Origin of the sequence: Enterococcus sp. AZ101 (assembly GCF_050499005.1) — a bacterium.
Taxonomy (GTDB): domain Bacteria; phylum Bacillota; class Bacilli; order Lactobacillales; family Enterococcaceae; genus Enterococcus_L; species Enterococcus_L ureilyticus.
Genome location: NZ_JBMHEZ010000001.1, coordinates 86,251 through 111,549, shown reverse-complemented (window position 1 = coordinate 111,549; position 25,299 = coordinate 86,251). Strand labels below are relative to the sequence as shown.

Annotated in this window: 27 protein-coding genes; 14 read left to right on the top strand and 13 right to left on the bottom strand. The window is 36.9% G+C overall.

The window, feature by feature from the left end; all coding sequences use genetic code 11:
- Positions 1-20: 20 nt before the first annotated feature.
- The 3 genes from IGJ50_RS00540 to IGJ50_RS00530 all read right to left on the bottom strand — a co-directional run bounded on the left by IGJ50_RS00540 (position 21) and on the right by IGJ50_RS00530 (position 2,661).
- Positions 21-821 carry a PTS system mannose/fructose/sorbose family transporter subunit IID gene (locus IGJ50_RS00540; protein WP_204638607.1) on the bottom strand — a complete coding sequence of 267 codons (801 nt, stop codon included), beginning with the start codon at positions 819-821 and terminating at the stop codon, positions 21-23.
- Positions 814-1,605, bottom strand: a complete 792-nt coding sequence (locus IGJ50_RS00535; RefSeq protein WP_069640391.1) for a PTS mannose/fructose/sorbose/N-acetylgalactosamine transporter subunit IIC — start codon at positions 1,603-1,605, stop codon at positions 814-816. Before IGJ50_RS00535 ends, IGJ50_RS00540 begins: the two co-directional genes overlap by 8 nt.
- A gap of 90 nt (positions 1,606-1,695) precedes the next feature.
- Positions 1,696-2,661, bottom strand: a complete 966-nt coding sequence (locus tag IGJ50_RS00530; RefSeq protein WP_429948332.1) for a PTS mannose/fructose/sorbose transporter subunit IIAB — start codon at positions 2,659-2,661, stop codon at positions 1,696-1,698.
- 195 nt (positions 2,662-2,856) lie between these two features.
- Here IGJ50_RS00530 and IGJ50_RS00525 point away from each other — a divergent pair, with 195 nt between their 5' ends.
- Complete coding sequence (locus IGJ50_RS00525; protein ID WP_429950006.1) at positions 2,857-3,564, top strand: GntR family transcriptional regulator; 708 nt, start codon at positions 2,857-2,859, stop codon at positions 3,562-3,564.
- Positions 3,565-3,597: 33 nt separating this feature from the next.
- Here the strand turns inward: IGJ50_RS00525 and IGJ50_RS00520 are convergent, their stop codons facing one another.
- The 4 genes from IGJ50_RS00520 to IGJ50_RS00505 form a co-directional block, all read right to left on the bottom strand.
- Positions 3,598-5,376 (bottom strand): glycoside hydrolase family 35 protein, encoded by a 1,779-nt coding sequence (locus IGJ50_RS00520; protein WP_429948331.1) that lies wholly within the window; start codon positions 5,374-5,376, stop codon positions 3,598-3,600.
- Between the two features lie 12 nt (positions 5,377-5,388).
- A complete protein-coding gene (locus tag IGJ50_RS00515) occupies positions 5,389-6,552 on the bottom strand; it encodes a glycoside hydrolase family 88 protein (RefSeq protein ID WP_429948330.1) in 1,164 nt (387 codons plus the stop codon).
- Positions 6,553-6,690: 138 nt separating this feature from the next.
- The gene (locus tag IGJ50_RS00510; RefSeq protein WP_429948328.1) at positions 6,691-7,518 is read right to left on the bottom strand and encodes a hypothetical protein; all 828 of its coding nucleotides are present in this window, start codon (positions 7,516-7,518) and stop codon (positions 6,691-6,693) included.
- Position 7,519: 1 nt separating this feature from the next.
- Positions 7,520-9,259, bottom strand: coding sequence for a DUF2264 domain-containing protein (locus tag IGJ50_RS00505; RefSeq protein WP_429948326.1), 1,740 nt, complete (start codon positions 9,257-9,259; stop codon positions 7,520-7,522).
- 391 nt (positions 9,260-9,650) lie between these two features.
- Between IGJ50_RS00505 and IGJ50_RS00500 the strand changes: the two genes are divergently transcribed.
- From IGJ50_RS00500 to IGJ50_RS00485, 4 genes are all read left to right on the top strand, one after another.
- Positions 9,651-10,451 carry a hypothetical protein gene (locus tag IGJ50_RS00500; RefSeq protein ID WP_429948324.1) on the top strand — a complete coding sequence of 267 codons (801 nt, stop codon included), beginning with the start codon at positions 9,651-9,653 and terminating at the stop codon, positions 10,449-10,451.
- A gap of 311 nt (positions 10,452-10,762) precedes the next feature.
- Complete coding sequence (locus IGJ50_RS00495) at positions 10,763-12,223, top strand: DUF4822 domain-containing protein (RefSeq protein WP_429948322.1); 1,461 nt, start codon at positions 10,763-10,765, stop codon at positions 12,221-12,223.
- 86 nt (positions 12,224-12,309) lie between these two features.
- A complete protein-coding gene (locus IGJ50_RS00490; protein ID WP_207120465.1) occupies positions 12,310-13,308 on the top strand; it encodes a DUF3324 domain-containing protein in 999 nt (332 codons plus the stop codon).
- Positions 13,283-13,567, top strand: a complete 285-nt coding sequence (locus IGJ50_RS00485; RefSeq protein WP_429948320.1) for an LPXTG cell wall anchor domain-containing protein — start codon at positions 13,283-13,285, stop codon at positions 13,565-13,567. The genes IGJ50_RS00490 and IGJ50_RS00485 overlap by 26 nt, the downstream gene beginning before the upstream one ends.
- 212 nt (positions 13,568-13,779) lie before the next feature.
- Here the strand turns inward: IGJ50_RS00485 and IGJ50_RS00480 are convergent, their stop codons facing one another.
- The 3 genes from IGJ50_RS00480 to IGJ50_RS00470 are packed head-to-tail and all read right to left on the bottom strand — an operon-like array spanning position 13,780 to position 15,897.
- The gene (locus tag IGJ50_RS00480) at positions 13,780-14,346 is read right to left on the bottom strand and encodes an NADPH-dependent FMN reductase (RefSeq protein ID WP_429948318.1); all 567 of its coding nucleotides are present in this window, start codon (positions 14,344-14,346) and stop codon (positions 13,780-13,782) included.
- Between the two features lie 11 nt (positions 14,347-14,357).
- Complete coding sequence (locus IGJ50_RS00475) at positions 14,358-15,437, bottom strand: LLM class flavin-dependent oxidoreductase (RefSeq protein WP_429948316.1); 1,080 nt, start codon at positions 15,435-15,437, stop codon at positions 14,358-14,360.
- A 25-nt stretch (positions 15,438-15,462) separates the two neighbouring features.
- Positions 15,463-15,897 carry a MarR family winged helix-turn-helix transcriptional regulator gene (locus tag IGJ50_RS00470; protein ID WP_429948314.1) on the bottom strand — a complete coding sequence of 145 codons (435 nt, stop codon included), beginning with the start codon at positions 15,895-15,897 and terminating at the stop codon, positions 15,463-15,465.
- 222 nt (positions 15,898-16,119) lie between these two features.
- Here IGJ50_RS00470 and IGJ50_RS00465 point away from each other — a divergent pair, with 222 nt between their 5' ends.
- The 9 genes from IGJ50_RS00465 to IGJ50_RS00425 all read left to right on the top strand — a co-directional run bounded on the left by IGJ50_RS00465 (position 16,120) and on the right by IGJ50_RS00425 (position 21,453).
- Positions 16,120-17,103 (top strand): tRNA dihydrouridine synthase, encoded by a 984-nt coding sequence (locus IGJ50_RS00465; RefSeq protein ID WP_429948312.1) that lies wholly within the window; start codon positions 16,120-16,122, stop codon positions 17,101-17,103.
- 285 nt (positions 17,104-17,388) lie between these two features.
- A complete protein-coding gene (locus IGJ50_RS00460) occupies positions 17,389-17,691 on the top strand; it encodes a WXG100 family type VII secretion target (RefSeq protein ID WP_069640405.1) in 303 nt (100 codons plus the stop codon).
- A gap of 74 nt (positions 17,692-17,765) precedes the next feature.
- Positions 17,766-18,296 carry a hypothetical protein gene (locus IGJ50_RS00455; protein ID WP_069640406.1) on the top strand — a complete coding sequence of 177 codons (531 nt, stop codon included), beginning with the start codon at positions 17,766-17,768 and terminating at the stop codon, positions 18,294-18,296.
- Between the two features lie 105 nt (positions 18,297-18,401).
- A complete protein-coding gene (locus tag IGJ50_RS00450; protein ID WP_207120471.1) occupies positions 18,402-18,932 on the top strand; it encodes a hypothetical protein in 531 nt (176 codons plus the stop codon).
- Between the two features lie 15 nt (positions 18,933-18,947).
- Positions 18,948-20,255 (top strand): hypothetical protein, encoded by a 1,308-nt coding sequence (locus tag IGJ50_RS00445; RefSeq protein ID WP_429948309.1) that lies wholly within the window; start codon positions 18,948-18,950, stop codon positions 20,253-20,255.
- A 16-nt stretch (positions 20,256-20,271) separates the two neighbouring features.
- Positions 20,272-20,610 carry a hypothetical protein gene (locus tag IGJ50_RS00440; RefSeq protein WP_429948307.1) on the top strand — a complete coding sequence of 113 codons (339 nt, stop codon included), beginning with the start codon at positions 20,272-20,274 and terminating at the stop codon, positions 20,608-20,610.
- On the top strand, positions 20,610-20,867 hold the full coding sequence (locus IGJ50_RS00435) for a hypothetical protein (protein WP_069640409.1): 258 nt from the start codon (positions 20,610-20,612) through the stop codon (positions 20,865-20,867). The genes IGJ50_RS00440 and IGJ50_RS00435 overlap by 1 nt, the downstream gene beginning before the upstream one ends.
- A 78-nt stretch (positions 20,868-20,945) precedes the next feature.
- Entirely contained in the window at positions 20,946-21,074 is a 129-nt protein-coding gene (locus IGJ50_RS00430) for a hypothetical protein (protein ID WP_429948305.1), read from the top strand.
- Positions 21,067-21,453: a hypothetical protein gene (locus IGJ50_RS00425; RefSeq protein ID WP_429948304.1), complete on the top strand. Its 387-nt coding sequence runs from the start codon at positions 21,067-21,069 to the stop codon at positions 21,451-21,453. The genes IGJ50_RS00430 and IGJ50_RS00425 overlap by 8 nt, the downstream gene beginning before the upstream one ends.
- Before the next feature lie 487 nt (positions 21,454-21,940).
- On the opposite strand, the gene IGJ50_RS00420 is transcribed toward IGJ50_RS00425, so the two are convergent.
- The 3 genes from IGJ50_RS00420 to IGJ50_RS00410 form a co-directional block, all read right to left on the bottom strand.
- Positions 21,941-22,636, bottom strand: coding sequence for a DUF6287 domain-containing protein (locus IGJ50_RS00420; RefSeq protein WP_429950004.1), 696 nt, complete (start codon positions 22,634-22,636; stop codon positions 21,941-21,943).
- A 147-nt stretch (positions 22,637-22,783) separates the two neighbouring features.
- The gene (yqeK, locus tag IGJ50_RS00415) at positions 22,784-23,374 is read right to left on the bottom strand and encodes a bis(5'-nucleosyl)-tetraphosphatase (symmetrical) YqeK (protein ID WP_429948302.1); all 591 of its coding nucleotides are present in this window, start codon (positions 23,372-23,374) and stop codon (positions 22,784-22,786) included.
- Between the two features lie 789 nt (positions 23,375-24,163).
- The gene (locus IGJ50_RS00410) at positions 24,164-25,273 is read right to left on the bottom strand and encodes an alpha/beta hydrolase (protein WP_429948300.1); all 1,110 of its coding nucleotides are present in this window, start codon (positions 25,271-25,273) and stop codon (positions 24,164-24,166) included.
- Positions 25,274-25,299: the final 26 nt, after the last annotated feature.

The window sequence follows — 25,299 nt, the reverse complement described above, 5'->3', positions numbered from 1 at the left end:
TCACCTATTCTCTCGTTTTATTATCCTAAAATCCCAAAAGCGCTTAATGCGATTGAAAGAATCAAAATGATCCAAATCACACGTGTTGAATTTAATTTCTTTTGTCCTAGCATCCAGTAAGTCAACAGAACTAAAAGAATCGGTACCAATGAAGGTAAAATTGCATCTAATGTATCTTGGATAACTAGTTCAACGCCATCTTTTTTGTACACAAACGGTACTGTCGCTTTGATCACAGACGGAATCAAGGCGCCAATTACTGTAACCCCCAAGACTGTTGCTGCATTGGTAAAAGCAGACAATTTATCTTTCAATGTTGTGACTAATTTCACCCCTTGTTTGTAACCTAACGGCAATAATGCTGCTCGACCAAATAACAAGGCAATATTGGCAATGATCCAAATCACACATCCGACAACTGAGCCATTTTGAGCAAGTGTTCCGGCAACTGATCCGAAAATCGTTCCCCAAATAACATGAAATAGTGAATCCCCAACACCAGCAAGTGAACCCATCAATGCTGTTTTTAAGGCCACGATCGTGTCTTTTGCTTTGTAGCCATCTTGTTCCTCAATCGCAACATCGATTCCCATGATCAAATTCCCAAAGATAGCATTAGTATTGAAAAATTGGTTATGCGTCCGCATCATATCTTGAAATTGTTTTTCATCATGGCCGTAGAACTTTTTCAATACAGGTAAAACACCATATAGATAACCAGAGCTCATCATTCGTTCATAGTTCCAATTCAATTGACTTCCTAAAATATAGCGCCAACTGATCGCATTCAACTCTTGCTTTGTTAGTTTTTGATTACTCATCGCCATCAAACCCTCCTTCAAAATTACTTACACTAGCATTTGCCTGAGCTGTTGGTTTGTCACTATCACGTTTAAAGACAAGCATCGCAGCTACCATTCCAATAATCGACACACCTAACATAGGGACTTGTAAATATGCTGCTAAAAAGAAACCTAATAATAAATAAGGAATATATTGTTTCGTCGGTAAATAACGTAGTAAAATACCCACACCCACTACTGGCAATACCCCACCAGCTGTTTTCAATCCTGTCATCAACCATTCCGGCATGTTTTCAGTAATGGTTGTCACAGCGGCATCTCCAACTAATAACATTAATAAAATGGGAATAGCTCGCGATAATCCCCACAAAAATGAACCTGATAAAACCAATCGTGGAATCCGTTTGACCTGCATATTATCGATTGCTTTATCTACACGGTGTAAAAGGAACACATTGCAAAATCGTGCGACAACATCCAATTGGAGCATCAGCAATGATACAGGAACAGCCAACCCAATACCATACTCAGCACCTTTACCTGAAATAACAGCAAACGCTGTTCCTAACACAGCTCCAGTAAAATAATCCGGTACAGAAGCCCCTCCGAAAGCGGCTATCCCTAAGCGCATAAGCTGTAACGTTCCGCCAACCATCAACCCGGTTTTTAAATCCCCCATGATCATTCCAGAGATCATTCCAGCAATCGCTGGTTGTGTCAACGTATTGGAAATAAGTGAATCATTGATTGCAATAAAAGCATAAACTGTAATAAGAATAATTTGATACGCTGCTAAATGCATGAACATTCCTCCTAATTTTAAAAACGTGGTGAGCTCGTCTAGTTCTAACTGAAAAAGCCAATGCTAGCTTTTCTTACAGAACGAACTCACTTAACTTCTCAACTTTTTCATAAAATCGATTGTGGGATCATTGGGAACTAATTGAGCGGTTACATTTACTCCTTTTGAAAAAATCGTTTCAAAAATAGCTTCTTCTTCTTCTAATACTTGAATACTTTTCGTCACTTCACGAGCCCCTTCTTTATAGCTCATATTCCCTACATTTACTGTTTTGATCATGCCCCCTGCTTCAATAAATCGTAAAACATCTGTTGGATTTTTGAATAATAGAAACAGTCTTTGTTTTCCATATTTTCCTGAACGAATATTTTCAGCTGCTTCAGCGACAGGCAAAACAGATAACCGCATAGAGCTTGGTGCAGCCATTCTTAGGGAAGACTTTTGTAATGGATCAGACGAAGCCTCATCATTGGCAACAATGATCCTTTGGGTATCCAAACTAGTCGACCAAATACCTGCAACTTGTCCGTGGATCAATCGCTCATCGATACGTGCATTGACAATATTTGCTTTTCCAGCATACTCACTAAAATTGCTTAGCTCTGTTTCTAGATTGGCAGCTGTAATCTCTTTTTCAGCCTTATCCATTCCAACTTTCACATCTACAATATTTTCTTTAGCCAAACACACAAGCTCTGCTATAGAAACTTGTTGATTCACAACTGCTTCAATCACGATTGAAAGGGTCATACCTGCAATGATCTCAACATCTTCTGTCTCTAAATAATTTTTCACAGCTACATTGCAAGGCGTTCCTCCTAATAAATCTGCAATGATCAGCGTCGATCCATTAAGGGCTTTCATTTTTCGCTTCAACTCATTTTCAAACTGAATATTATCGCCATCAGGTCGTAAAGATACCGTATGAACATGTTCTTGCTGTCCAACGATCATTTCCAGACTGACTTTTACACCTTCCGCCATCCCGCCATGGCTTATCAATACAATGTTTTCCACTTGATTCCCTCCTATAATGCAGGTCCCCCTACTTAACATGTTATGTCTCTTACGAATATACTATAACACATGCTAACTAATCCGTAAACCTAATATCTTAATATATTATCTTTTTTACTTACTCTTTACTTATTGTTTGTATTTACTAACAAGTTACTCTACAAAGGAATTGCTAAAGTAAAATTAACATGTTATGCTTAACTCATTATCCTATGAGAACGGAGGTAATCTATCCTGATTCCAAAGTATGAACAGATCAAACAAGATCTCTTAAGTGAAATAAAAAACCATACCTTCACGCCTGGAGACAAATTCTATTCTGAAGCTGATATCAAGCGCAGATACTCAGTCAGCTCTATTACTGCCGTCAAAGCATTAAATGAATTGACAAGTGCAGGCTATCTTTATCGGATTCAAGGAAAAGGCACGTTCGTCTCTAAATCAAAAGTCTCTCAAAATGTTAAGTTTTCTGATATTGAGCTTCACTCGCTCGACACTGAGAAAGTTCAAGTGATTTCAATAGAAGAAGCAAATGACCCACAAATTTTAAAAGAACTGGGTTTATCTGCCAATGCGACTTATTACAAAATCATACGAGTTCGCTCTTTTGACAAGATTCCTTTTTTGATCCATATTACCCATTTACCTAAAAAATTAGTCAAAGAACCGATTGCAAAAGATCTCTCTACCTATGCGAGTGTGTATGAGAGAGTTCGCAAAGACTTCGATATCGACCTTTTCTCCTTAGCATCAGTGGAAACCAACGAAATCGTTTTCCCCGATGACCCTGAACTACTGCATTTGCTACAATTGAGTTTTCGCGAACCGGCAGTTAAGCAAATAAAACATTCGTATCTTCCAGATGGAAGCATAGCTGAATACATTGTCAGCTATAAGCACTGGAAATATTTTAAAACGAAAATAGAAGTAGAAGCTGAGTAATATTGACGCTTCTACTTCTATTTTTATTTGTTGTTATTGATAAATTGGTCGATTTGAAAAGACAATTTCTGTGATTTCTTTACCCTCTGTTTCAAAAATAATAATCTCATTCGTCCCATTTTTTAAAAATTCCTTTGGACAATACAATGAATGGACTGGTCCCACATTCCAATAACGACCAAGATTCATACCGTTGACTACAATAACACCCTTGCCATAATTAGAACAATCGATAAACGTATCCCCTACGTATTCTAAGACCATCTCTATCTGGTAAAATGAGGGCTGTAACGGATTGCTTTGAGCTGTAAAGTCGATTGCCTGCAATTGCGTTTCAGATAGCGTCAGCGGATAGTGTTCATAGCCTTGATGAAAATGTATATCCTGCATGATGCCGCCGCGAATCCCTTTTGACTGGGTGGGACTGTTTAGCTTGAAGCCATAATTAACACGCCCTACATTTTCAACCAAAACGTCCAATTGAATTTGAGTTTGCTCCTTAGAGCCATTGACTACCAACTCTTCCCCAAGTGTTGCTTGATACTGGGTTGCTTGATGTTTTCCATCGATATAAATTTGAACTCGATCATTGGCTTCTACGATTTTTAATTTATTTTCATGGAAGTAATTGTTTAGCTTTGCTGAATAGAGCATATAGCCATAACCTTCGCCTGCTTCTTCCATACTTAATGGATACATGGTCTTTTGGGCTTTCATCATTGTATCTTTGATTGCCAATAAGGACACGCTGGCTGTCACAGGATGAATCCCTAAATTTGCGAGTTCTTTTTTACGCGGTTCGGCTTGCCAAACATCTGGGCAAACTTCCTTGATTGCCTTTTGAACGTGATAATATTTATCCGTCGGTTCGCCCCACTCCGTCAACAGTGCATCATAGTCATAGCTCGTAATCTGCGGCAGATCTAACGCACCGCGTGCTGAACAACCATTATAAAAGCCAAAATTGGTGCCGCCATGGAACATATATAAATTGAGCGAACCAACTTCTAACATTTCTTTGACTTCTGTCGCTAAATCCGCTCCGTCCCGTTTAATGATCGGCTCATTCCAGCGATTAAACCAGCCATCCCAGTATTCCATGCACATAATCGGCCATTTCTTTCCATGACGTGTCATAAATTTCTTCATCACTTCCGCATTTTCCTTAGAATGACTACCAAAGTTTCCAGCAACAAAAATACCTTCTTCAATCAACGTTCCTGCATCTAATACTTCTTCCCAAGCACCATCCGCTGTAAATAAGGGAACCTCCACACCTAACTCTTCCATCAGTTGTTTGGTTTGACGTAGGTACTCTTTTTCCATCCCATAAGAACCATATTCATTTTCGACTTGCATCATGATTACTGGACCACCATGTGTCAATTGCAGTGGGACTAATCTAGGAATCAACACCTTGAAATACTGACGGACTTTCTCCATAAAACGCGGGTCTGTCGAACGAAGACGTATGCCTTTTTCTTTTAATAACCAAGCTGGCAGCCCACCAAATTCCCATTCTGCACATATATAGACTGACGGACGCAAAATCACTAGCAAACCGATTTTTTGTGCTAATTTTACAAAAGCTTCGACATCTTTCAAGCCAGAAAAATCATATTCTCCTTCAATTGACTCGTGTAGATTCCAGGGAATGTATGTCTCAACAGTATTTGCACCTAAAGCTTTCAAATTATATAAACTATCTTCCCATTGATTCGGTGTCATACGAAAGTAATGGATCGCACCACTAATCAATTTGATCGGTTGACCATCTAGTAAAAACTCTTCTTTTATCTCAAACGTTTGCATTGTCATTCCCCTTTACCAATATCTTTGCCACGATGGTTTTGCCAATCGGATCAATGCTTCTAAGTAAAAATAATCGCCCCATAAATTTGGTTCATCGATGCCTTTTCCTTGTGAATGCGCGTAAACACCATGTAGCAACAACCCTTCATTGTCTGGTGTATTTTTCGTTGAATACTGTTCACCCAATTGATAGAGCATTCCCTTAGCCATTGCTTTAGCCTGTGGATATGCCTGTAACTTTTCCGCTTCCAACAAACCACAAGCTGCAATCGCTAATGATGAGCTATCCTTGTCAGATGGATGTTGATCATCAAAATCAAAATCCCAATACGGAACCAGATCTTCAGGTAAGTGTTCAATAAAAACATCGACAACAGCCTGATACTTCTTCGGAAAAGGGGTTGAATGAAGATAACTTTCGTTTAATGGAATCCCTAATACAGCCCAGCTTTGTCCTCTCGCCCAAATCGATTCATCGCTATTTCCTTGATGTGTCGCCCCATGACTAGGCATACCTGTTACTGGATCAAAATAGTAAGTATGAAACGTGGTAGCATTTTCCCTGATTACCGTATTCAGTAGCATCTGGTAATGTTTTGTCGCAACGATCGAATAGCGAGGATCACCTGAAAGTTCTGTTGCTTTGAATAAAAGTGGTAAATTGATCAAAGAATCAATGATCAAGCGGTATTCTTTTGGATCACCGTATTTTCCCCATGCTTGGATAAAGTTTCCATGTGCTTGAAAACGGGCCATCAAGACATCAGCGGCTTGTAAAAGTTCCTTTTTACACTGAACACTACCTGTGACCGTAAAACCAGCGCCAGCAGATAAACTATATAGAAAACCGATATCATGATGATCTAACACAAAATGATCATCTAGACGTTTTTGAAAACTTACGATATTTTCCATGGCGCGTTCCGAAAATTTTTCGTTTCCTGTCCATTCATAAGCTAGCCATAACATTCCTGTCCAAAAACCGTTTGTCCAATCATCATTGGGTTTAATGCGATATTTTCCATTTGTTCCACAAGCTGAAGGAAATTGAGCCCCAAATCGTTCCATATTCCGTTCAATTTTAGTAACGCATTCATCGATTCGATCGGCCAACCACAAAGACGTCACATTTTTTCCCAGCTTAACTAACTTTTTTTTATTTTCTTGTAGGTTCATTGTACACCGCTCCTTAACTTGTTAACATATTAACTAAAAACATTATAACTTAAAAAAAAATAAAAAGCGAATCTTCCTAAATATTTCTCCATCAAAAAACCATGATCCTTTATTTGGAGCGAGACCATGGTTAAACGATTATTTATTTTTTCCGAAAACTTCGACTTGTGTCAATGCTGGGAAGGGTGACCGATCATCAGCTTTTTTCATATTTTTGATCGTTAAACAGCTTGTTTCTTTAAAGGGAAATCTAATTTCCTGAAACGTGGTCGCATTTGTTGTTTTCATAACGATTTCTTCACCATCTGAAAACGCTAATGTCACTTCTGTCCAATAACTATCATGAGGATAATCCGCTCGAAGCAATAATCTGATCCAGTCTACATCTACCTGACGGCCAAATTCAATTGTTAATGCTGCATCTTTTTGTTGATTGATTCCCCACGACGCAAAAGGATACGAACCATGAGAGGGATTCCCATATTTTCCATCAATCGCATTTTTAGCAAAAAAGACTGCATCATCTCTTGTTTCTACATTGGCACTTGCATGAGGAAAGCCGCCAGACTGTTCTTTTTGGTCATGGGCATTACACGAAAGATTCTGATAATTTTCGATCTCAAAGGCGTATGCTTTTCGTACCATCAAATAATGCCGCTTAGAATGAAATGCTGTTTCTACAGAGGCTTTTCTAGCTGCTTCAGTTAATGGAATCAGGTATTCCCATGTTCTTTCCGGCAAATAAATCAATGTGGGCGGCAATGTTTCATCAAGCTGGACGATAAAATACTGCTCTTTTCCCTCCGTTGTCACGACAATCCTATCTCCTGCTTTGTAAGGATACTCTTTGATCGCAAGTACAGCCATCTCTTCACCTGTCGCAGTATATGATTGTTGTTCTTTCTCATGATCGATTCGACCAACAATCAGTTGATTTTCTTTATTTTTCAATTCAATTTTTATCATCCTATTTTACTCCTTCTTCACTTTTGACGATTCCTCCGACTAAACAGAGCAAACGATATTTTCCAGGTGGCAAGCTACTTTTCAAACATGGGAAACTTGATCTTGGGAAAAATAGCGAAGTGTTGGCCTCAGGTCGAATTATCAGCACTTCTTCATAACCTGCAACTGCAACAATTTGGGAAGTTAGATCGCCTGCAGTCACTACTCCAAAATTTTCTCCCGATTTCGCTTGCGGTTTGTTACCTGATACAGGTACACTAAACCCTCCTTCCCGAATATATAAAGGAATTTTTGTATCAATTTCATGTACACGTAGGTGCCACTGACCAAAAGGATAAATCTCTGTCCCAATGGTCACTTGTTCAAAAGGAGACCATTGATAAGAAACATACGTCTCCGTTAACTGATAGCTGATCACTTCTTTTTTTGTGCGAAAATACTGGCCATCACAAGAAACAGCCAGCGTATTATCAAACGATCCTGCTTCATAATAAACACCAGTTTTGGGTACACTAAAACCAAATTTCGTTGAGTAAACAAATTTACTATACTTCGCTTCTGCATGCGCTTGGCCTTCAACTAGCATTCCTGCTGGATAGCCTAACAAATGATGTCCTGAACACTCATTTAGTAAAAGCATATTTCCTTTTTCCATTAGTTTTTTAGATTCTTTTTTTACTGGTGACGGTTTAGCACTCCAAAAAGGATGATCTGATTTTACTGCTAGCAATAAAAATGTTTTCAATGCCCAATAAGGCGACCCAGGTGCATTATATCCTTCTGCCATTACAAGATTCTCATAATGATAACCAATTGAAAGACGACCATCGAAGGTAAAAATATCATGATTCAGCCAAGTAGCCAAATGTGTAGAGAGCATGGATTTCATCGCTCCCCACGGAATCGCTTCGACATCTGCAAAAACCAACGCCGAAAAAAAAGCGCCTTGCGCAAAACGATAGGTCAAGCTGCGACCATATGGCAATGCTTCGCCATCATCATCAAAATAGTAAATAAAATCATGTGCGAATAATGTAGCTCGTTCAATAAACCGTTGCGACCATTCAGGATCTTCTTCTTTCATAAAGGTGGCGTAAATCAACCCATAATAATGAAATGCAAAAGGAATATAATAATCTCTTTGCGTTTGTTTCCCATCTACATACCAACCTGCGCCAATATACATCGAATCAATCAATTTTAGCTCTTCTTCGAGCGCTTTACGGTCCAATGCCTCACCACAATGAAGCAATGCAGTTCGAATCAGCACCTTAAAAAAAGTCCAATTATTTTTAGGAATTTTTCTTTCCAACGCTTGCTCCATCCAATGGATCACATTTTTCTGCGCTCTTTTCGATAGGTCATCCCAAAAATATTCTTTATGCAATAATAACGTCAGAGACAAAGCGGCAGTTTCAACAATATACTGATCATACTCTTCGATTATTCCCCAATATTGTGGGTCAGTTGGGTCAGTTCCTCTGATTAATTTCTTGATATAAGACTCTTTTAACACATCATCTTTTCGACTGGTCCAAGAAGGCGCAATCCCCCACAACGGTCGAACAAGCGCTTCCATATTTGCACGCTGTTGGTCGTACACTGCACCGCTACTGCCTAAATACAGCCCAGGTGTGTCAGAAGTAAGTAGCGGTTCTCTTAGCGGGGCAACGATTGTTTCCAGTGCAACTTGATAATCATTTTGGCTCAAAAAGTTGTTATCTATGAATTTTTTCACCATTGGAGCCTCCTTCGTCAATTTACAGAACAGAATAACAAGTTACCGAAACTTTTTCAAACCTATTTTTTTAATTTCTAACCCTAAAAATGAACGCATTCTCATAAACACATCATAACTTAATCTATTTTAATCCTAACCAATTCAAGGTTTACCTAACAAAATATGCACGTCATATTATTAACTTACCTTACACAAAATGAAAATACGGTAAGTTCACACGGAATTCCAGTGAGAATAACTCTCATAACAAAAATTTAGTTTTGTCAAACTTAACTCTTCCATCTTAAATTCAAGTGGCCTTTGGTTATAAGACTTATTTCTTTTTTCATGATAAAATCAGAATTGATCATTGCCATACGAAAACGACATCATTTTTCTAAAGGAGCATAACATGGAAATTAAATTAGACGTTCTTATCACTGAAAATAAAACAACCATCCACTTTTCCAATAACCAAGGCAGCCTTGAAATACTTGAGCTACCCGATATCCAATTAGAAACAGCTCATCCAGCGGTCTATTTTTTAATTAAGGACAAAACCGTTGTAGCCATCGGACGATTGGATTGTGCTATTGCTGATAGTAAATTAGATTATAATAAACAGATCATCATTACTCCACCTTGGGATATCGAACTTGACTATTTAGAGCAACTTTTCATCACTGAAGCAACTGAAAATGGTATCCAACTTACTGAAAATATACAACACCCAACAAAAATCCCAACAAATTCTAAAAAAACAGTGGCTAGTTACAAAGAAAATGTCTTATTAGTTTTAACAAAATTTGGCTATCCCTTCAATCAACAGGAAAAAACCAAAAAAGCCAAACCTGCTAAAGCTCGGCATAAATGGACGAAAGAAGTCAGCCAAATAGAATTTTTTATCAATACGAGAGACAGTAAGGCTACTGTACTTTGGCATAAAAGAAACGAAATGTTGCTAAAAGCTGGCGCAACCATGATGCCAACTCCCCCTCTTAACAAAGATGGTTCTTTGGGCTTCTCTGCCAAAATGGGCCAACGAATCAGAGAAGACCACAAAGATAAAGTAAAAAACTTCACTACAACTGAAGATATCCTCTTAAAAAGTGTCAACGAGGTTGGCTTATTTTTATACTTTGGCGGCACAAACAGCTGGTTAGAACTGATCGATGCCGATGGCAAGACACTTAATGAATGGACCGTTGTTTGATCACTATTTTATCCACTAAACGGAACAAGATACAGTGTTCATGACTGAATATTGAATGCGGTATTCCTGAAGTTTTGCTTCAGCTTACGATTTATAGATATTTGCAAATTCTGTTTAGTATTAAAAACTAACTGAACCTAAATAAAAATAGGCTACTTATTTCTAGTATTTTAGAATAGGAGTAGCCTATTTTTAGATTTATAAGAAAATTTATAGTTTGTTTATAGTTTGTTTACTCTACGTTTACTTACTTGAAGTAAGATTAATTAGTATAAATATAGTTATACAATAAAAAATTGGAGGTTTTACAAATGGTTAACAAAGCAACGTTTAAGGGGAGTTATGTTTATGTAGTATTTACAGTATTGTTTACGTTACTCGCTGTAATGAACGGCTCAAAGGCCTTTGCGTCTGAGTTTGAACCAAATAAAGTATTAGGTTCAACGAATTGGGAAGGAACATTCGTTTACGATGCACAAGGAAATGACGTAACCAGTCAAAATAGTAATTTTATCGGACGAGCAAAATATGACGCAAGTACGAATCGCTATGAGTTTTTTGACAAGCAAACCAATGTTTCTAGAGGGGATAAAGGGGTATTCTTCGTTACACCAGACGGTAAAAAAAGAATCTTACTCTCAGAACTTGGTTATCGAGCAGTTGTTGATATGGTCAGATTAGACAAAGATATGTTTACTTATCGTAGAGAAGGTGTGCAAAAGGATGGCTCAAATGGCTTCGTTTTTGTAGAACATGTTCCTTATAGTGGGGAATTAACCTTTACATCCCAACCACCTGTCCGCTCTAAAGAAACCGGTACAATCATCAAAGATCAACCAGGGATAGATATTCTTAGTTCCACTTTTTGGCAAGGAACAAAAGCACTTGATGAGAATGGCAATGATGTTTCTGAATACAATAGAGGGTATCTAGGCTTAGCCCGTTACGATAACAAATCAGGAAGATACGAATTCTTTGATACAGAAGGTAAATCAAGAGGTGATTTCGGTTATTACGATGTTATTCTTGATAATAAAGAAAGAACACATATTTCTGTAGGCAGTAACTATGCCGCAACATTAGAATTAACAGAATTAAACAGCGGGCGATTCACCTATGCTAGAAATGGAAAAGATGCAACAGGTCAAGATATTACGATTACGGTCGAGCATGAACCATACACAGGAGCACTACCTTTAGACTTTACTTTTAACCCAGCTAACGAGTTGATCGTGATGCCTCCAGTTAAAACAGAGGAAGATGCAGAAGGTTCTGCGAAAAGTAATGCGATTGTCGAAGTAGAAAACCTTACCACAGCAGGTACCGTTAAATTTAGTGAAAATGCGGCGACCGAAGCAAGTATTATTTTTGAAAAGCTAAACACAAAAGATAATCCATCTACTTTGAACGAACAAGAAGCTGGAAAAGCCTCAATCAGTGTCCTTGATACACGAAAAGGAACTGGCGAAAAAGATGATTGGACAGTTAAAACAAAGCTAACAGACGGTCCTTTTGGAAATAAAGGCTTTTTACTAAATAAACTAGGTGTTGTTTTAGAACCATCCACACAAGATAACACATTAACACCAAACGCTAAGGTAACAATGACTGATAGTGATGAGCACCAAGCGTTTACAATCGGGTATCAAGAAGGCAACACTGAAAGAAAAACACTAACACTAAATCCTCAATTAGTAATTGGACAAAGTAATCTATTACAATCAGGCGTATACGGTGCCAATATTACTTGGACATTGACACCTAAAGTGTAAGCTTAACAATGAGAGACTGAGGGATAACTCTTTGGGTTAGAACCTTAGTCTCTTATCAAATTTTTTTATAAAGGAGTCTAGAAAAAATGAAAGTAAAAAGTCTATCCTACTATCCACTATTTTTACTAGCCAGTTTATTGCTTCTACTTATGCTCCCAAATACAGCTTTTGCGCAGGAAACAGCTTACTACCTCAAGCCTTTGATTCCAGAAAACCAGATAGAAAACACGGAAGATTACTTTAATATCGCCACATCCTCCTCAATCGACCAAACACTTGAGTTATTGGTTGTGAACGAATCTACTGAGGAAAAAGTAATCACTGTCACTATTTTGGATGGGATGACAACAAAAGATGGCGCAATTAGCTATGCCATAGATCATAAATACGATGAGGACCAACAATATAAGCTCTCACAGATTGCTAAGGTAAAACAACAGGAAATCACAGTTGAAGCGAATAGCACACAACAAATGAGCATCGCTTTGAACGCTGAACTAAAGAACTTTGATGGGACAATCTTAGGTGCAGTGAATGTGAGCGAAAAAGCAACAGAACAGCCAAACGAGGGTTTAAATAATACCTTTGCTTACAATGTTCCCATTAAAATTCGAGTCAATAAAGAAAATGATAAAAGCCAAATGAACTATAAAGGCTTAACATTAGTCAATAAAAAACCTGAACGATTTCTAAATTTGTCCTTCCAAAACCCTATGCCGAATATCATACGAGACCTAACCCTCTCATTTGAAATCTATAAAAAAGGCCAACCCACGAAGGTTCTTTTTAAGAATAGTATGGCAAACATCGAAGTAGCACCAAATAGTCTATTTTCCCCTGAATTGTCTCTGACAAATTCCAAACTAAAAGCTGGAGATTATGTATTAAAAACTAGTGGGAAATCTGAGAAGATCAATGAAGTTTGGGAAAGTGATTTTACGATCTCACGCTCCGATTCACGTAGTCTTAATGAAGGTTTAGAAGTGTTGGCTGAAGACAATAAAATCTGGATCATTATTGCTGGCATTGCCGCTCTACTTATTTTGGGAGGATCAGGGTATGTTTTTTATAAAAGAAAAAAATAGAACCCTAGTAATCTTCTTTCTAGCCTTGACAAGTAGTTTGTTTTATTATCCTAGCATTGCAAATAGTGAAACGATTGTGAGTAAAGTGACTGTCGAAGTATACAGAGAACCTTCAATCTTCAAACAAGCTATACAAAACGTTTTTCCGAAAACAAATGAAGAGCTGAGTGTTTTTCTAACTTGGATCGGCCTATTTCTCATTATAGGATTTATTTTGTTAGTCTATCATTTCAAAAACCAAAAGAATTTAGGTAACTAATGTAGCGGCTGAAATATCATGCAAATATCCCACAATTTGAGCCTTATAAGGTTCATCCAAACACTTTTCCCCTAATTCATAAGTACAATCCTCTGCAGAAATGCAATGATGATGTGACCCCCAAAAGTTGTACGTGGAAAATACAATTTTGGGGGGTCACATCACGACTCACGGAGCGATGTCCCAATCCTCACAAACTTAATCCGTACCTTTTAAAAATCATAAGCCGCTTCTTTTTGTTGGATCATGGTTTGATAGGTATCCAATAACAAGAAGAAATCATCTACAAACCGATCCAAACGAAATTCAATATCAGGATTTTTGATCTCTTGGCGGATAATATCCTTGTCCGTGATAAACACATAGTTCGGCACTAAATTAGCCTTCATGTAACTAAGAACTGGGCGAATTTGTTGTTCAGGAATCAAAAAGTGTTTCTCTGATCCAGCCGTAACGATCATTCCCGCCACTTTATTGCGAAATGCATTCACTGGCAACATATCAAATAAATTCTTTAAGGTGCCCGGCATCGATGCTTGAAAAATAGGTGTGCCAATGATCAACCCGTCTGCTTCCATCATCTTTTTCAATGCTTGACCAACCTCACCTTCATATTGAAGATACTCTCGCCCATCAGCAAATGGAAACTGTAAATCAGAAAAATCAATGATTTCTACTTCAGCATCTGCTCGAACTTCTGTTATTTTATTGATCGTATAATTGACAGCCACTCTTGATTTACTACCAAAAGCTGAACCGATTATCGCTACGATTTTCATCTTATTTCCCCCTAGCCTTTCGTATGCTTTTTCACTTCTGGCATCACTTTTGTCGCAATCAATTCAATATTTTTCTTAACAAGATCAAGTGGCACGCCGCCAAAATCGATTTGCGCCATAAAGCGTTGATGGCCGTAAAGTTCATATTGATACAACATCTTCTCGATAATTTCATTGACGCCTCCTACCATTAGCGTATCTCTGGTATCTTGTGATTGAGCAAAATGTTGTTTTGGATAGGTTCCGCCACGAATCGCACCCCAACCAGCATTTAAGAATGGATACATTTCTTTCCGTGCTTGGCTACCAGTTTCAGCAACATAAAACAAACTCGTTGTAGCCAAAGGAAATTCTTTTTCATTATAGCCGGCTTCAGTTAACGACATCCGATAAGCATCCACCGCACGTTTGAAGATCGGTGCTGGTCCTGCGAGTGTTGTCAACATCATTGGAATGCCATCTAATCCAGCTTTGATCGCACTATCTGCCGGTCCTCCTACTGCTCGCCAAACAGGCAACTGTCCACGCAGTGGTTGCGGTAAAATTTCAGCATTTTGTAAAGGAGCGCGGAATGCCCCTTCCCAATTGATTCGTTCATCAGGTGCTGCTTCATTCAATCGTTTTAACAAATGCATTTTTTCTTCAAACAATTCCTCATAATCTTTTAAATCAAACCCTAAAAGTTCATAAACCCCAACCCGAGAGCCACGACCTGCCACAATTTCAGCACGACCATTAGAAATCAAATCTAAGGTAGCGTATTCTTCATACACTCGGACTGGATCATTGGTACTTAAAACTGTCACTGAACTAGAAATTTTAATATCTTTTGTTTGTGCTGCGATTGCCGATAGAATCACTTGGTTCGCTTGCCCAATAAAATGACTTTGATGGCTTTCACCAACACCGAAAACATCGATTCCTGCTTCATCGGCAAATTTTGCCGCTTCGATAATGTCATTGATTCGTTGTTGCTCGCTGATCAGCTGGCCTGTCATCGGATTTTTAACGTGATCTCCTAGTGAATATAACCCGATTTCCATGCCTTTTGATGAATCAATACCAAATGTTTCATTCATTTTTTTGTTCATTTTCCTACACTCCTATTCCATCGTTTTATTCTGTTGACTGTTTCATTAATTTTTGACTGATTTTGGCTAACTGCAAGACTTCTTGTTTCGTTAAATTGTCAAAAGCCGCTGCCTGTTGCTTACTTTGGGCAATAAAGCAACTATCTAGCTGTTTTTGTCCTCTAGCTGTCAAGGATATATATTTTTCTTTCCATTCTTGTTGGCGTGTAATCCAGCCGTCTGCTTCAAACTGCTTGATCATTTGCGAAACACCACCCTTGGAGATAAGTAATTTCTCTCCTAGCTCCTTTTGTGTGATTGGTTGATTTTCTTGAATTTGATGAAGCATATCAAATTTTGAAGCATTTAGATCATATTGTTTTAAAAACTCATTGGACTGCACATTGCTCTTTTGAACGAACTGCAAGATGGACATCCAACAGCTTAATTTTACTTTTTCTGTAAGTGATAGCTTTTCCATTGTCTGAACCCCCTTTTAGTTTAGAACTAAACTGATAACGATAGTATAATATACTTACTAAAAATAAGCAAACTATTTTTACTTTCTAGCTTTAACTTGTATTACGACTAACACTAACCTTAGCTGAAGTACAACTCTTCCCTTTGATTCTTTCTAGTATTATTAGTATAATGAGTATGTTTTTTAGAATATAACCGAAAGCAATAGAGTGGAGATTATAGAATGATGAATAATTTTTGGGCAGAACTACCAAAGCCTTTTTTTATTTTAGCACCAATGGAAGATGTGACTGATGTCGTCTTTCGCCATGTGGTCAAAGAAGCAGGTGCACCAGATGTCTTTTTTACTGAGTTTACAAATTCGGATAGCTATTGCCATCCAGATGGGAAAGAAAGCGTACGTGGACGTTTAGTGTTTACTGAGGATGAACAGCCAATGGTTGCTCATATTTGGGGTGATAAGCCTGAGTTTTTTAGAGAAATGAGTCTTGGACTAGCCGAAATGGGATTTAAAGGAATCGACATCAATATGGGCTGTCCTGTCCCTAACGTAGCGGGACGTGGAAAAGGGAGCGGTCTGATTCTACGCCCTGAAGTTGCAGCTGAACTGATTGAAGCGGCCAAAGCAGGTGGGATACCCGTTAGTGTCAAAACACGAATCGGATACGCAGACATCGCTGAAATGGACGCTTGGCTCACACATTTATTGAAACAAGACATTGCCAATCTTTCTGTTCATTTACGGACACGGAATGAAATGAGTAAAGTCGACGCCCATTGGGACTTGATTCCTCAAATCATGAAAATCCGTGATCACATTGCACCGCAAACCTTGATTACGATCAATGGCGATATCCCTGATCGTCAAACAGGTTTAAAGCTAGCCGAGCAATATGGTGTAGATGGGATCATGATCGGTCGCGGGATTTTTAAAAACCCTTATGCGTTTGAACAGGAACTGAAAGAACATTCGCCGAAAGAGTTGCTTGGATTATTAGAGATGCAGCTTGATTTACAGGATCATTATGCGAAAATCGTGCCACGCTCGATTGTTGGCCTGCATCGTTTCTTTAAGATTTATGTAAAAGGCTTCCCTGGTGCCAGTGATTTACGTGTGAAATTGATGGGGACGAAATCGACGGATGAAGTGCGCGAGATTTTAGAGGCGTTTTATAAAGGTTCAGCAAATAGTTTATCTATTGATTAAGCAGATAAACTAGGTAGTGCAACATACTAAGCTTAGAGGATAAACTTATCCATGGATGAGTTTATCCTCTATTTCCCTATTTTTAGACTGCTCCTCCAAGCAATCTAAATCCACACTCTTCCTTCAACTTTTGCTTCGTTCCATTACAAGAATAATCATTGAATCCGTCAAAAGGCTTATTTTTTATCAGAAATATAGATCTTTTTAAAATATATTGATAAAAATAAACAACTTATTGTGCTAGACTGAAATTAGAACTTATTCAATAAATAAAAGAGATCACACATGGCTGGAGATCGCATTAAATTATCACCACAGGAACTACGCACATCTGCTACAAAATACACAGATGGTTCACAACAAGTTCAGGACATTCTACAAAAACTACAATCTGAACAAGACACCATTCAAGGAAATTGGGAAGGTTCAGGATTTGACAGCTTTAACGATCAATTCACTGCCTTAAAACCAAAAGTAAGTGAGTTTGCGGAGTTACTAGATCAAATCAATAAGCAGTTAAATGAAGTCGCAACCATTGTGGAAGAAACGGATCAAACTATTTCTTCTGCGATTGGTCGTGGACTATAAAAATTTCAGAGAGATCTGGAGCGATTGTCTCCAGATTTTTTGTTTAGTAAGCTAAAAAATTCGGTGGTGAAGAATTGAAAAAGAAACTTGGAATTATATTAGGAATTATTCTACTTATTAGTTTGTTTATAGGAGGGAAAAAATACATGGATAAAAAAGCAGTAGAAAAAAGCTATCAAGATGGGATTGAACTTATCCAAAACTATGTAACAGATTATTTGGTTAAAAATTATGAAGGTATTGAAAAAATTGAGTGGCAAGGCGTAGGTGTAGAATGGCGAAATTCAGATATTTTTGGGTCGTCTATACTTGGAAATTATGTAAATAGTAAAGCTAGAATATTTGTTTCTGAAAAGGACTTTTTTATTATAAGATTTACCCTAACTGAGGAGGCTGAGTATGATGATAATTCAAAAAAATATGTTTTAAAAGATTATATGAACCCTACTAACTTAGATTCAATCATAGAAATGGAGATAGGAAATACCACTAGACAGCTTAAAGAAAAAGATAAGCTAGTTTTTAAGAATATAATGAAAAATAGTTCAGGAAGTCCAAAAGCTCAAGTTATTTACAATACAAAAATTCATGAGTTGACTTACTAGTGGGGGTAGATATTTTATGAGTAACGAAATTACAACAGAAGTTTTAGCTAAAGCGATTGATACAACAAAAAAAACTGTTAAGCTAAAAAATTCGGTGGTGAAGAATTGAAAAAGAAACTTGGAATTTTATTAGGAATTATTCTACTTATTAGTTTGTTTATAGGAGGAAAAAAATATATGGATAAAAAAGCAGTAGAAAAAAGCTATCAAGATGGGATTGAACTTATCCAAAACTATGTAACAGATTATTTGGTCAAAAATTATGAAGGAATTGAAAAAATTGAATGGCAAGGCGTAGGGGTAGAATGGCGGAATTCTCCTACTTTTGGTTCTTCTATTTTAGGAAATTATGTGAATAGTTATGTAAAAGTGTTTGTCTCTAATAAAACATTTGTCACGATTGAATACCGATTAAATGATGAAACTGAATACAATGATGACTTAAAAAAATATGTATTAACTGAGTATCTGAATCCGACTAATATAGATTCAGCATTAGAAATGGAACTACGTAGTACCATTGGAAAAGCGAACACAAAAGATAAGTTAGATTTTGAAAATATAAAAAAATCTTCTAAGGGTAGCTCAAAAGCTGACGTTGTTTACAACATTACAGTTCACGAACTAACTTATTAAGAGAGGTAAAAATTTATGAGTAATGAAATCACAACAGAAGTTTTAGCAAAAGCAATTGATACCACTAAAGAAACGGTTCAGTCTAAAAATATCGATGACCCAATTCGATTGAATGTTGGAAATGAACAACGAGAGTATCAAATCATAAATAAAGTAGCAAGTGATGAAGATAGCCAACTAAATGCAATGGCTATCGCCCCTATCGTCAATGGGAAACCTGACTATAACAATGTAGCTGTTGTGTACGCTGGAACCAATACGCATAAGGAAACAGGAGCCAACGGTTATGTTACTGCAAGTGGCGCTTTGGCAGGAGGGCTTTCAGGGGAATATGAGGGTGCACAAGCTTTTTTAAACGAAACACAAGTTAAAATAGCCAAACATAACGGCTCGATTACTGACGTTGCCGGTTTTAGTCAATCCGGTGGCTACATGATGAAAATGGCCGCGGAACATGGTAAAAAAATGGGTTTTCAAACAACAAGTTTTGATGACTGGGGACGTGATCAATTTGGAACGCTCACAGATGATCAATTGAAATGGCTGAAAAGTAATCCCGAAATGTTGCGACGATATCAAAACGATTCTTGGGCGAATCTTTCAGGACGTGATCATACTTATGGAACTGTGTCACGTATTGAAGGAATAGGATTCAATGGACATAATACCCTGGCTAAATACTTTGATGGAGACACACTAAATTTAGATCGTTTAGCAAAAGATGGTATTTTTGCCCCAGGTATGACAAAAGCGCAAGTAGAACTAGCTGCCAAAAATTGGGCGAAAAAAAATGGGGATAAAAAATTCTGGACGGGAGACGATGCGGAAGCAAAAGCTCGCGTAAAAGAGTATTTAAAACTATATGGAGCTTATAAGATACTTGATCTTTCAGAACTAAAAAAATTGAGAAAAAAACTAAAATCCAGTGGTGGTGGCTTATCAAAGAATGAAGAAATCTATTTAGATAACAGTGAAGCTTTATTGGCTGTAACGACCGCCTCGCAAACAATGAAAGACGGATTAATTGACGTGATCACAATCTATCAAGATGCGATTACAGAGGCAAAAGAAGTTTGGACAGAAGGACTCCAACATGCTCGTTCAATCGGAACAGAACTGAATGACTCTGAAATTATTGATGCGTTGGCTTCAGTTGGAGCAACAGAAGCCAGTATTGTTACAGAACCTACAACCTTTTATGAAGAACAAATAGCGAAAGCAAAACAGCTCGGTGAAAGCTTTGATAGCCTTGCTTCTGAAATTAAAGCGGGGATTGATAAACTTGTTCAAAGCGATAAGGAGTTGTCCAGTCAACTTTTTTAGAGAAAGGAGTATTCAGTTGGATCAACAAGAAGCAATAAAAATAGATTACCTAAAGAAAAAACGTCAATTTGAAGAAAAAGAAGACGATATTCTTTTTCAAAGAGACCAAGGAATACGCGATTTAGAAGAAATTGCAGATAGGACACACTGCTATTTAAAAGACTACGTTCCAGATCAAGAATTTATTATACAAGCTGTACATAAGTTAGAGCGGCTGAAAGATGAGGTCTATGAAGCAGCACAACATGACCAAAAACAAATCGAGCAAGAAATAGAAGAATTAGATGAGACCTATTATCGTGAGATTCGGATATTATCTGATCAGGAATTAGCTAAGAAAGAGAGTGATTTTTAATGCTAGACGATGCGACAAAGGAACTTAAAAAAAAGGCACAGAAAGAAGCCATTGCTTCAGCAATTGGTCATTCCATGAATCAAAAAAAACACACCAATCAACAAACAGCGAAACAAAGTGGCGAAACGAAGCTCTCTTCAGTTAAAGAAAATATGGCAAGTGTTTCCGAAAGTATGGGAAATTCTATCAAAGGACAATTCGGAAAAAAAGTAAAAGAGACATTCAAAAAGCAAAGTGAAAATTTAGATAATTTTTAATAACAAACTTCCTCACTAAGGGAAAAAGATATCTACTAAAGTAAGAAAGCTGTTGGATTAACAGGTGAGGAAGCAATTATGGTAGGTGCAGTAGCAGCATGGGCTGTAAACGAATGGGTGATAGATCCTTTATATGACATTAGTAAAAAAGTAGTAGGAAATGCTGTGAAATCTGTTAAGAATTGGGTGGGAAATCTTTTTGCTTAAAAAAAAATATATTCTAATAAAAAGCCAATATGAAGCTAATTACTCTATATACTATGATCTAAAAAATAAACGCTTCTTGAAAAGAAAAGAAAGTACCCCAAAAAGTATTTATTTTTTCTCGGTACTATTTATAGTGTTTGTTAGAGGGTTTAAAGAGACAAAAATAGATTACCCATTTTGGTTAGTACTATTTACGGCTATTTTTTCCGGCATAATTTTAGGTCTTTTATTTTATAAATTTGATCAATTTACTAAGTCTAAGTCGTTAGAAAAGGTAGATAACTCTTATGAAAAAAGAGAAGATTATATTCTATTAGGGAAAGCATTGTTATCAAATCAAAAAAAAGTATTTATTGCTGTATTAATACTTTTTTTATAATAACGATAACACTTTATTTTAGTACAACAACTAAAAATTTTTTTGGCGTACTAATGTTGTCTTTTATTTTAACTTATTTATTAATTTTTGTGCTCCAATAGAAAAAATATATATATTTTCTAATTATGTTAAAAAGAATGGTACAAGTGAAAATTTATAAGGAATAAAGACCTAGATAATGAAATTATTACCAATAGGAAAAGTTGTACTTTTAGACAATGGAGAACAAGAAATATAATTGAGACAGAATATTCTAAATCAGATCAAAACTACTTCATACAAGAAAATTGGCATCAAAGAGACACTCTAATTCGCTATTTAACTCACTTCGTTCATTCTCTAAAATCAAAAAAACAACAAAGAAACCGAGACAAAAGCTTATTTCCGAAGAATATGCTTTTGTCTCGGTTTCTTTAAAGCTAGCAAAGTACTTACTTATCTAGACCTATAATTATTGACTATATCGTTGATGTTCCATGAAGCTGTCTTAGTCAATTTTATAATAGACATATTCTGCACGAACTGATGTAGCAGTATTTTGAGTACCAACAGCCACAATTTTATCTCTGTCGGCATCTCCCTCTAATATATCACCCATTACACCTTTTGGTAAAAATGAGACGTAAATCACTGCGCCAGGAAGGGTACTTCTTAAAGAAATGAAGCCTTGATTTTCTTCAATACTTAGTTGCTGTTCATAAGAAGAAACTTTGTTGCTATTGCCCATATAAGTTATTAATTCGGGTGTCCCATCAGGTGAATTTAGTTTAGGAATATCTAAGTTCAACTCAGTTATTACTGCTGGTTCTGCCTGATTAGAAATGTCTGTAAAATTCATTTTATTATTTTCTACAAAAATTGTATTCCCTAATCCATTTCCCCAAGTTCCATTAAGGCTTGAATAATCTCCCTGTTGAATTTGTGAAAGAGTCATCACTTCGATTACCTCTTCTTGTTCATTTGATTGATCTACTTCTTTTGTATCCTGAGTTGTACTTGATTGCTCATCGGTCGTTACTTCTGTTGATTCTTCCGTTTCTTTGATGCTAGTGATTAGTTCCGTCGTTTCTTTCGTACTAGATGATTCGCTATCACTATCAGCACTTGATTTCGTCGGTTTATTACATCCTACTAGTCCCCAAAAAAACACTAAACACAACCCACACAAAACAGTTCTTTTCATTTTTTTCACAATAAACCCTCCAAATTCTTCATATATCACTCCTATAGTAATATATATTGGAAATAACGTCTACAGGCGATCATTTAATAAAAATTCTTATTATATTCTCAACTGCTGTATTTTTCAGAGTAAACAAAGCATTCAAATTTAATTATAACCTAAATTAGATTTCAAATTTAAATACGCTTCCCACAACCATGGATGGATCACTTTAATATTATGATTCAACAAATAATCTACATAATAATACGCAGCATTTTCTAAAGATTTATCTAAGGCCTCCATTAACCCTACAAGATAAGGCGGCTCGCCTACCTGATCCCATTTTATCTTATCCGCTATAAATAAAACTAAATCCAAATCCGTATATTGCCCCTTTAGCGTAGTGTGACACTCAATAGCTGACAGAATTGCTTCATCCGTAATATTAAACTCGTTCAACGCAATTTCTTTCGAGATTTTTTGATGGATAATCAGTGGAAATTCTAGTTCTTCTTCATACAATGTTATACCCATTTTATTTGCTACAGCGATTCTCTGATCATTTGGATAAATCGCGGAAATATCATGGAGATATCCTGCAATCCTAGCCTGCTCAGGTTTTTCTAAATAGCGCTTTCCCAATTCAAAAGCATAGTCACCCACAGAAATACAATGATGATAGGTTTCTATACAATTTTGCTCAAACAGGAAATTTTTTATTAACTGTTGAAGTTCATCCTGTTGAAATTTTGTCATAGATTTACCTCCTCATTTATTACTGCTACTGCACAATTTATGTTTGAAAATCGATTTTCATTTTTTCCAAAATGCATATTGGCGTCGCTACAATCAAACCACTTAATATGCTATACAAAGCATACATCGTGATTATTTCCTGAATTGCTGTAATTCATTATGCTAGTAAAATGTTCATTTGAAAAAGTGAAAAAACATTTAATTAAGTTTTGCCCTTGTAAATACTCAAAAATGGATAGGTATTGCTCATTTCTCGCAAAAACATATCTATTTTTAATGAGTCCTATTTTCAATAGAAGGATACCATTTTTCTTCAATATATATTTAAAAGCAACACGATCATTGCCTCCATTAACACATCACTGCAAAGTGAGTGCCCATAATAACATGAATTAGTATCACACAAATGATCCATACACCAGAAATAAGGGATCCGAATGTCTCGAAGGAAAAGACACAAAGTCATCATTCGTAGTAAATCCGTTTCAGAAACTCAGCTGCTGAGTTGATCAATCAGCGGGAACGTTGACATCCACACAACATAAAGGTATCAAACAAAAAATAGAGTTCCTAATAGAATGACCATTTCCCGTTGCTCGTTCTGATCATTCCAACTGTACTAAAACAACCAATCAACGCGATAATCACTTCTCCAAACGATTCAAAGAACCAGCCAAACGTACTCTTTGGATTGTAAAGCGTTTCAGAAATCTGTAAATCAGTAAAAGTAAAGATAAGTAGTAAACAAGCAATTAAACCAAAAACGATTTTTGTTTGTTTTTTTATTTTCTATCTCCTATTTTTCTTAATAAATTCACTTATATCTTGCATGCAATCTTCTGCCTGTGGATAATTTCCTACGTGATCAATGTATGCATGCCCCATACCTTTGTATAAAGTAAAGGTCGTACCCACTCCTAAATCAACCAATTTTTTAGCATAAGCTAAGCTTTCAAAGGTTAAGAAATCATGCTCTCCTGAGGAGATCATCGTTGTTGGCATTTTTTCACTGACTGACATGTAGGGTGTTAGGTATTTATTTAAAGTGTCTTTTGTTCCTAAAATATCAGATAAACTAGTCGTCATTTCACTAAAAATTTCAATTCCAGGACGAATAACGCTCGCTTGCTTTGCGTAAATCGCTACATCGTGATCGATATCAAATTCAGTATATTGATCCTTGATCCCACCCATATTAAGCGTCGGATAAAGTAAAATTTGACCACAGACATCGTCACGATTTTCTTCAATATTTCGATTACTACAATACGCTGTTATGTTCCCACCCGCGCTATCTCCCGCGACGAAAATACTCCGCTTATCAGCTCCCCATTCTTCCACATGGTCAGCTAACCATCTTAATCCAGTGTAACAATCCTTATGCCCGATCGGGAAAGGATTTTCAGGTGCTAAACGATAGTCGATACTGACCGCAATCATATTGGTTTGACTAACAAATAACCTCAAGGCTTCTCTCACAACATCCGTACTACCAGCAAAGAAACCACCGCCATGAATAAAATAGAGCACAGGTGAATGAGCCATCGGTTTTTCCGATTGAAAACGAGTCATGGGAATATCAAAGCCATCTTCTGCTTTAATCGTAAAAGTCATTTCTTTAATGTCCTCTTCAACCATTGGTGTTGAATCTACGCTATTAAACATTTTTCGCAAACGTTTGATTGATTTTGGGCTAGCATCCATTTTCAGCATACTTTTGGGGATAAATTTCATCAGTAGGCTCATTTTTTTAGCCCCTTTATACACCCGTGGATCCATGGCGCCGTCAATAGCACAATCTGGAATTGGTTTTACCATGACCGTCACATCACGACGTGTTTCTGTATATTGTTTATTTCTGATTGCTTCTACTAATTTTATATCGTATTCTCGTGCCATTAGTATTCCTCCTAAACGTTAAATGC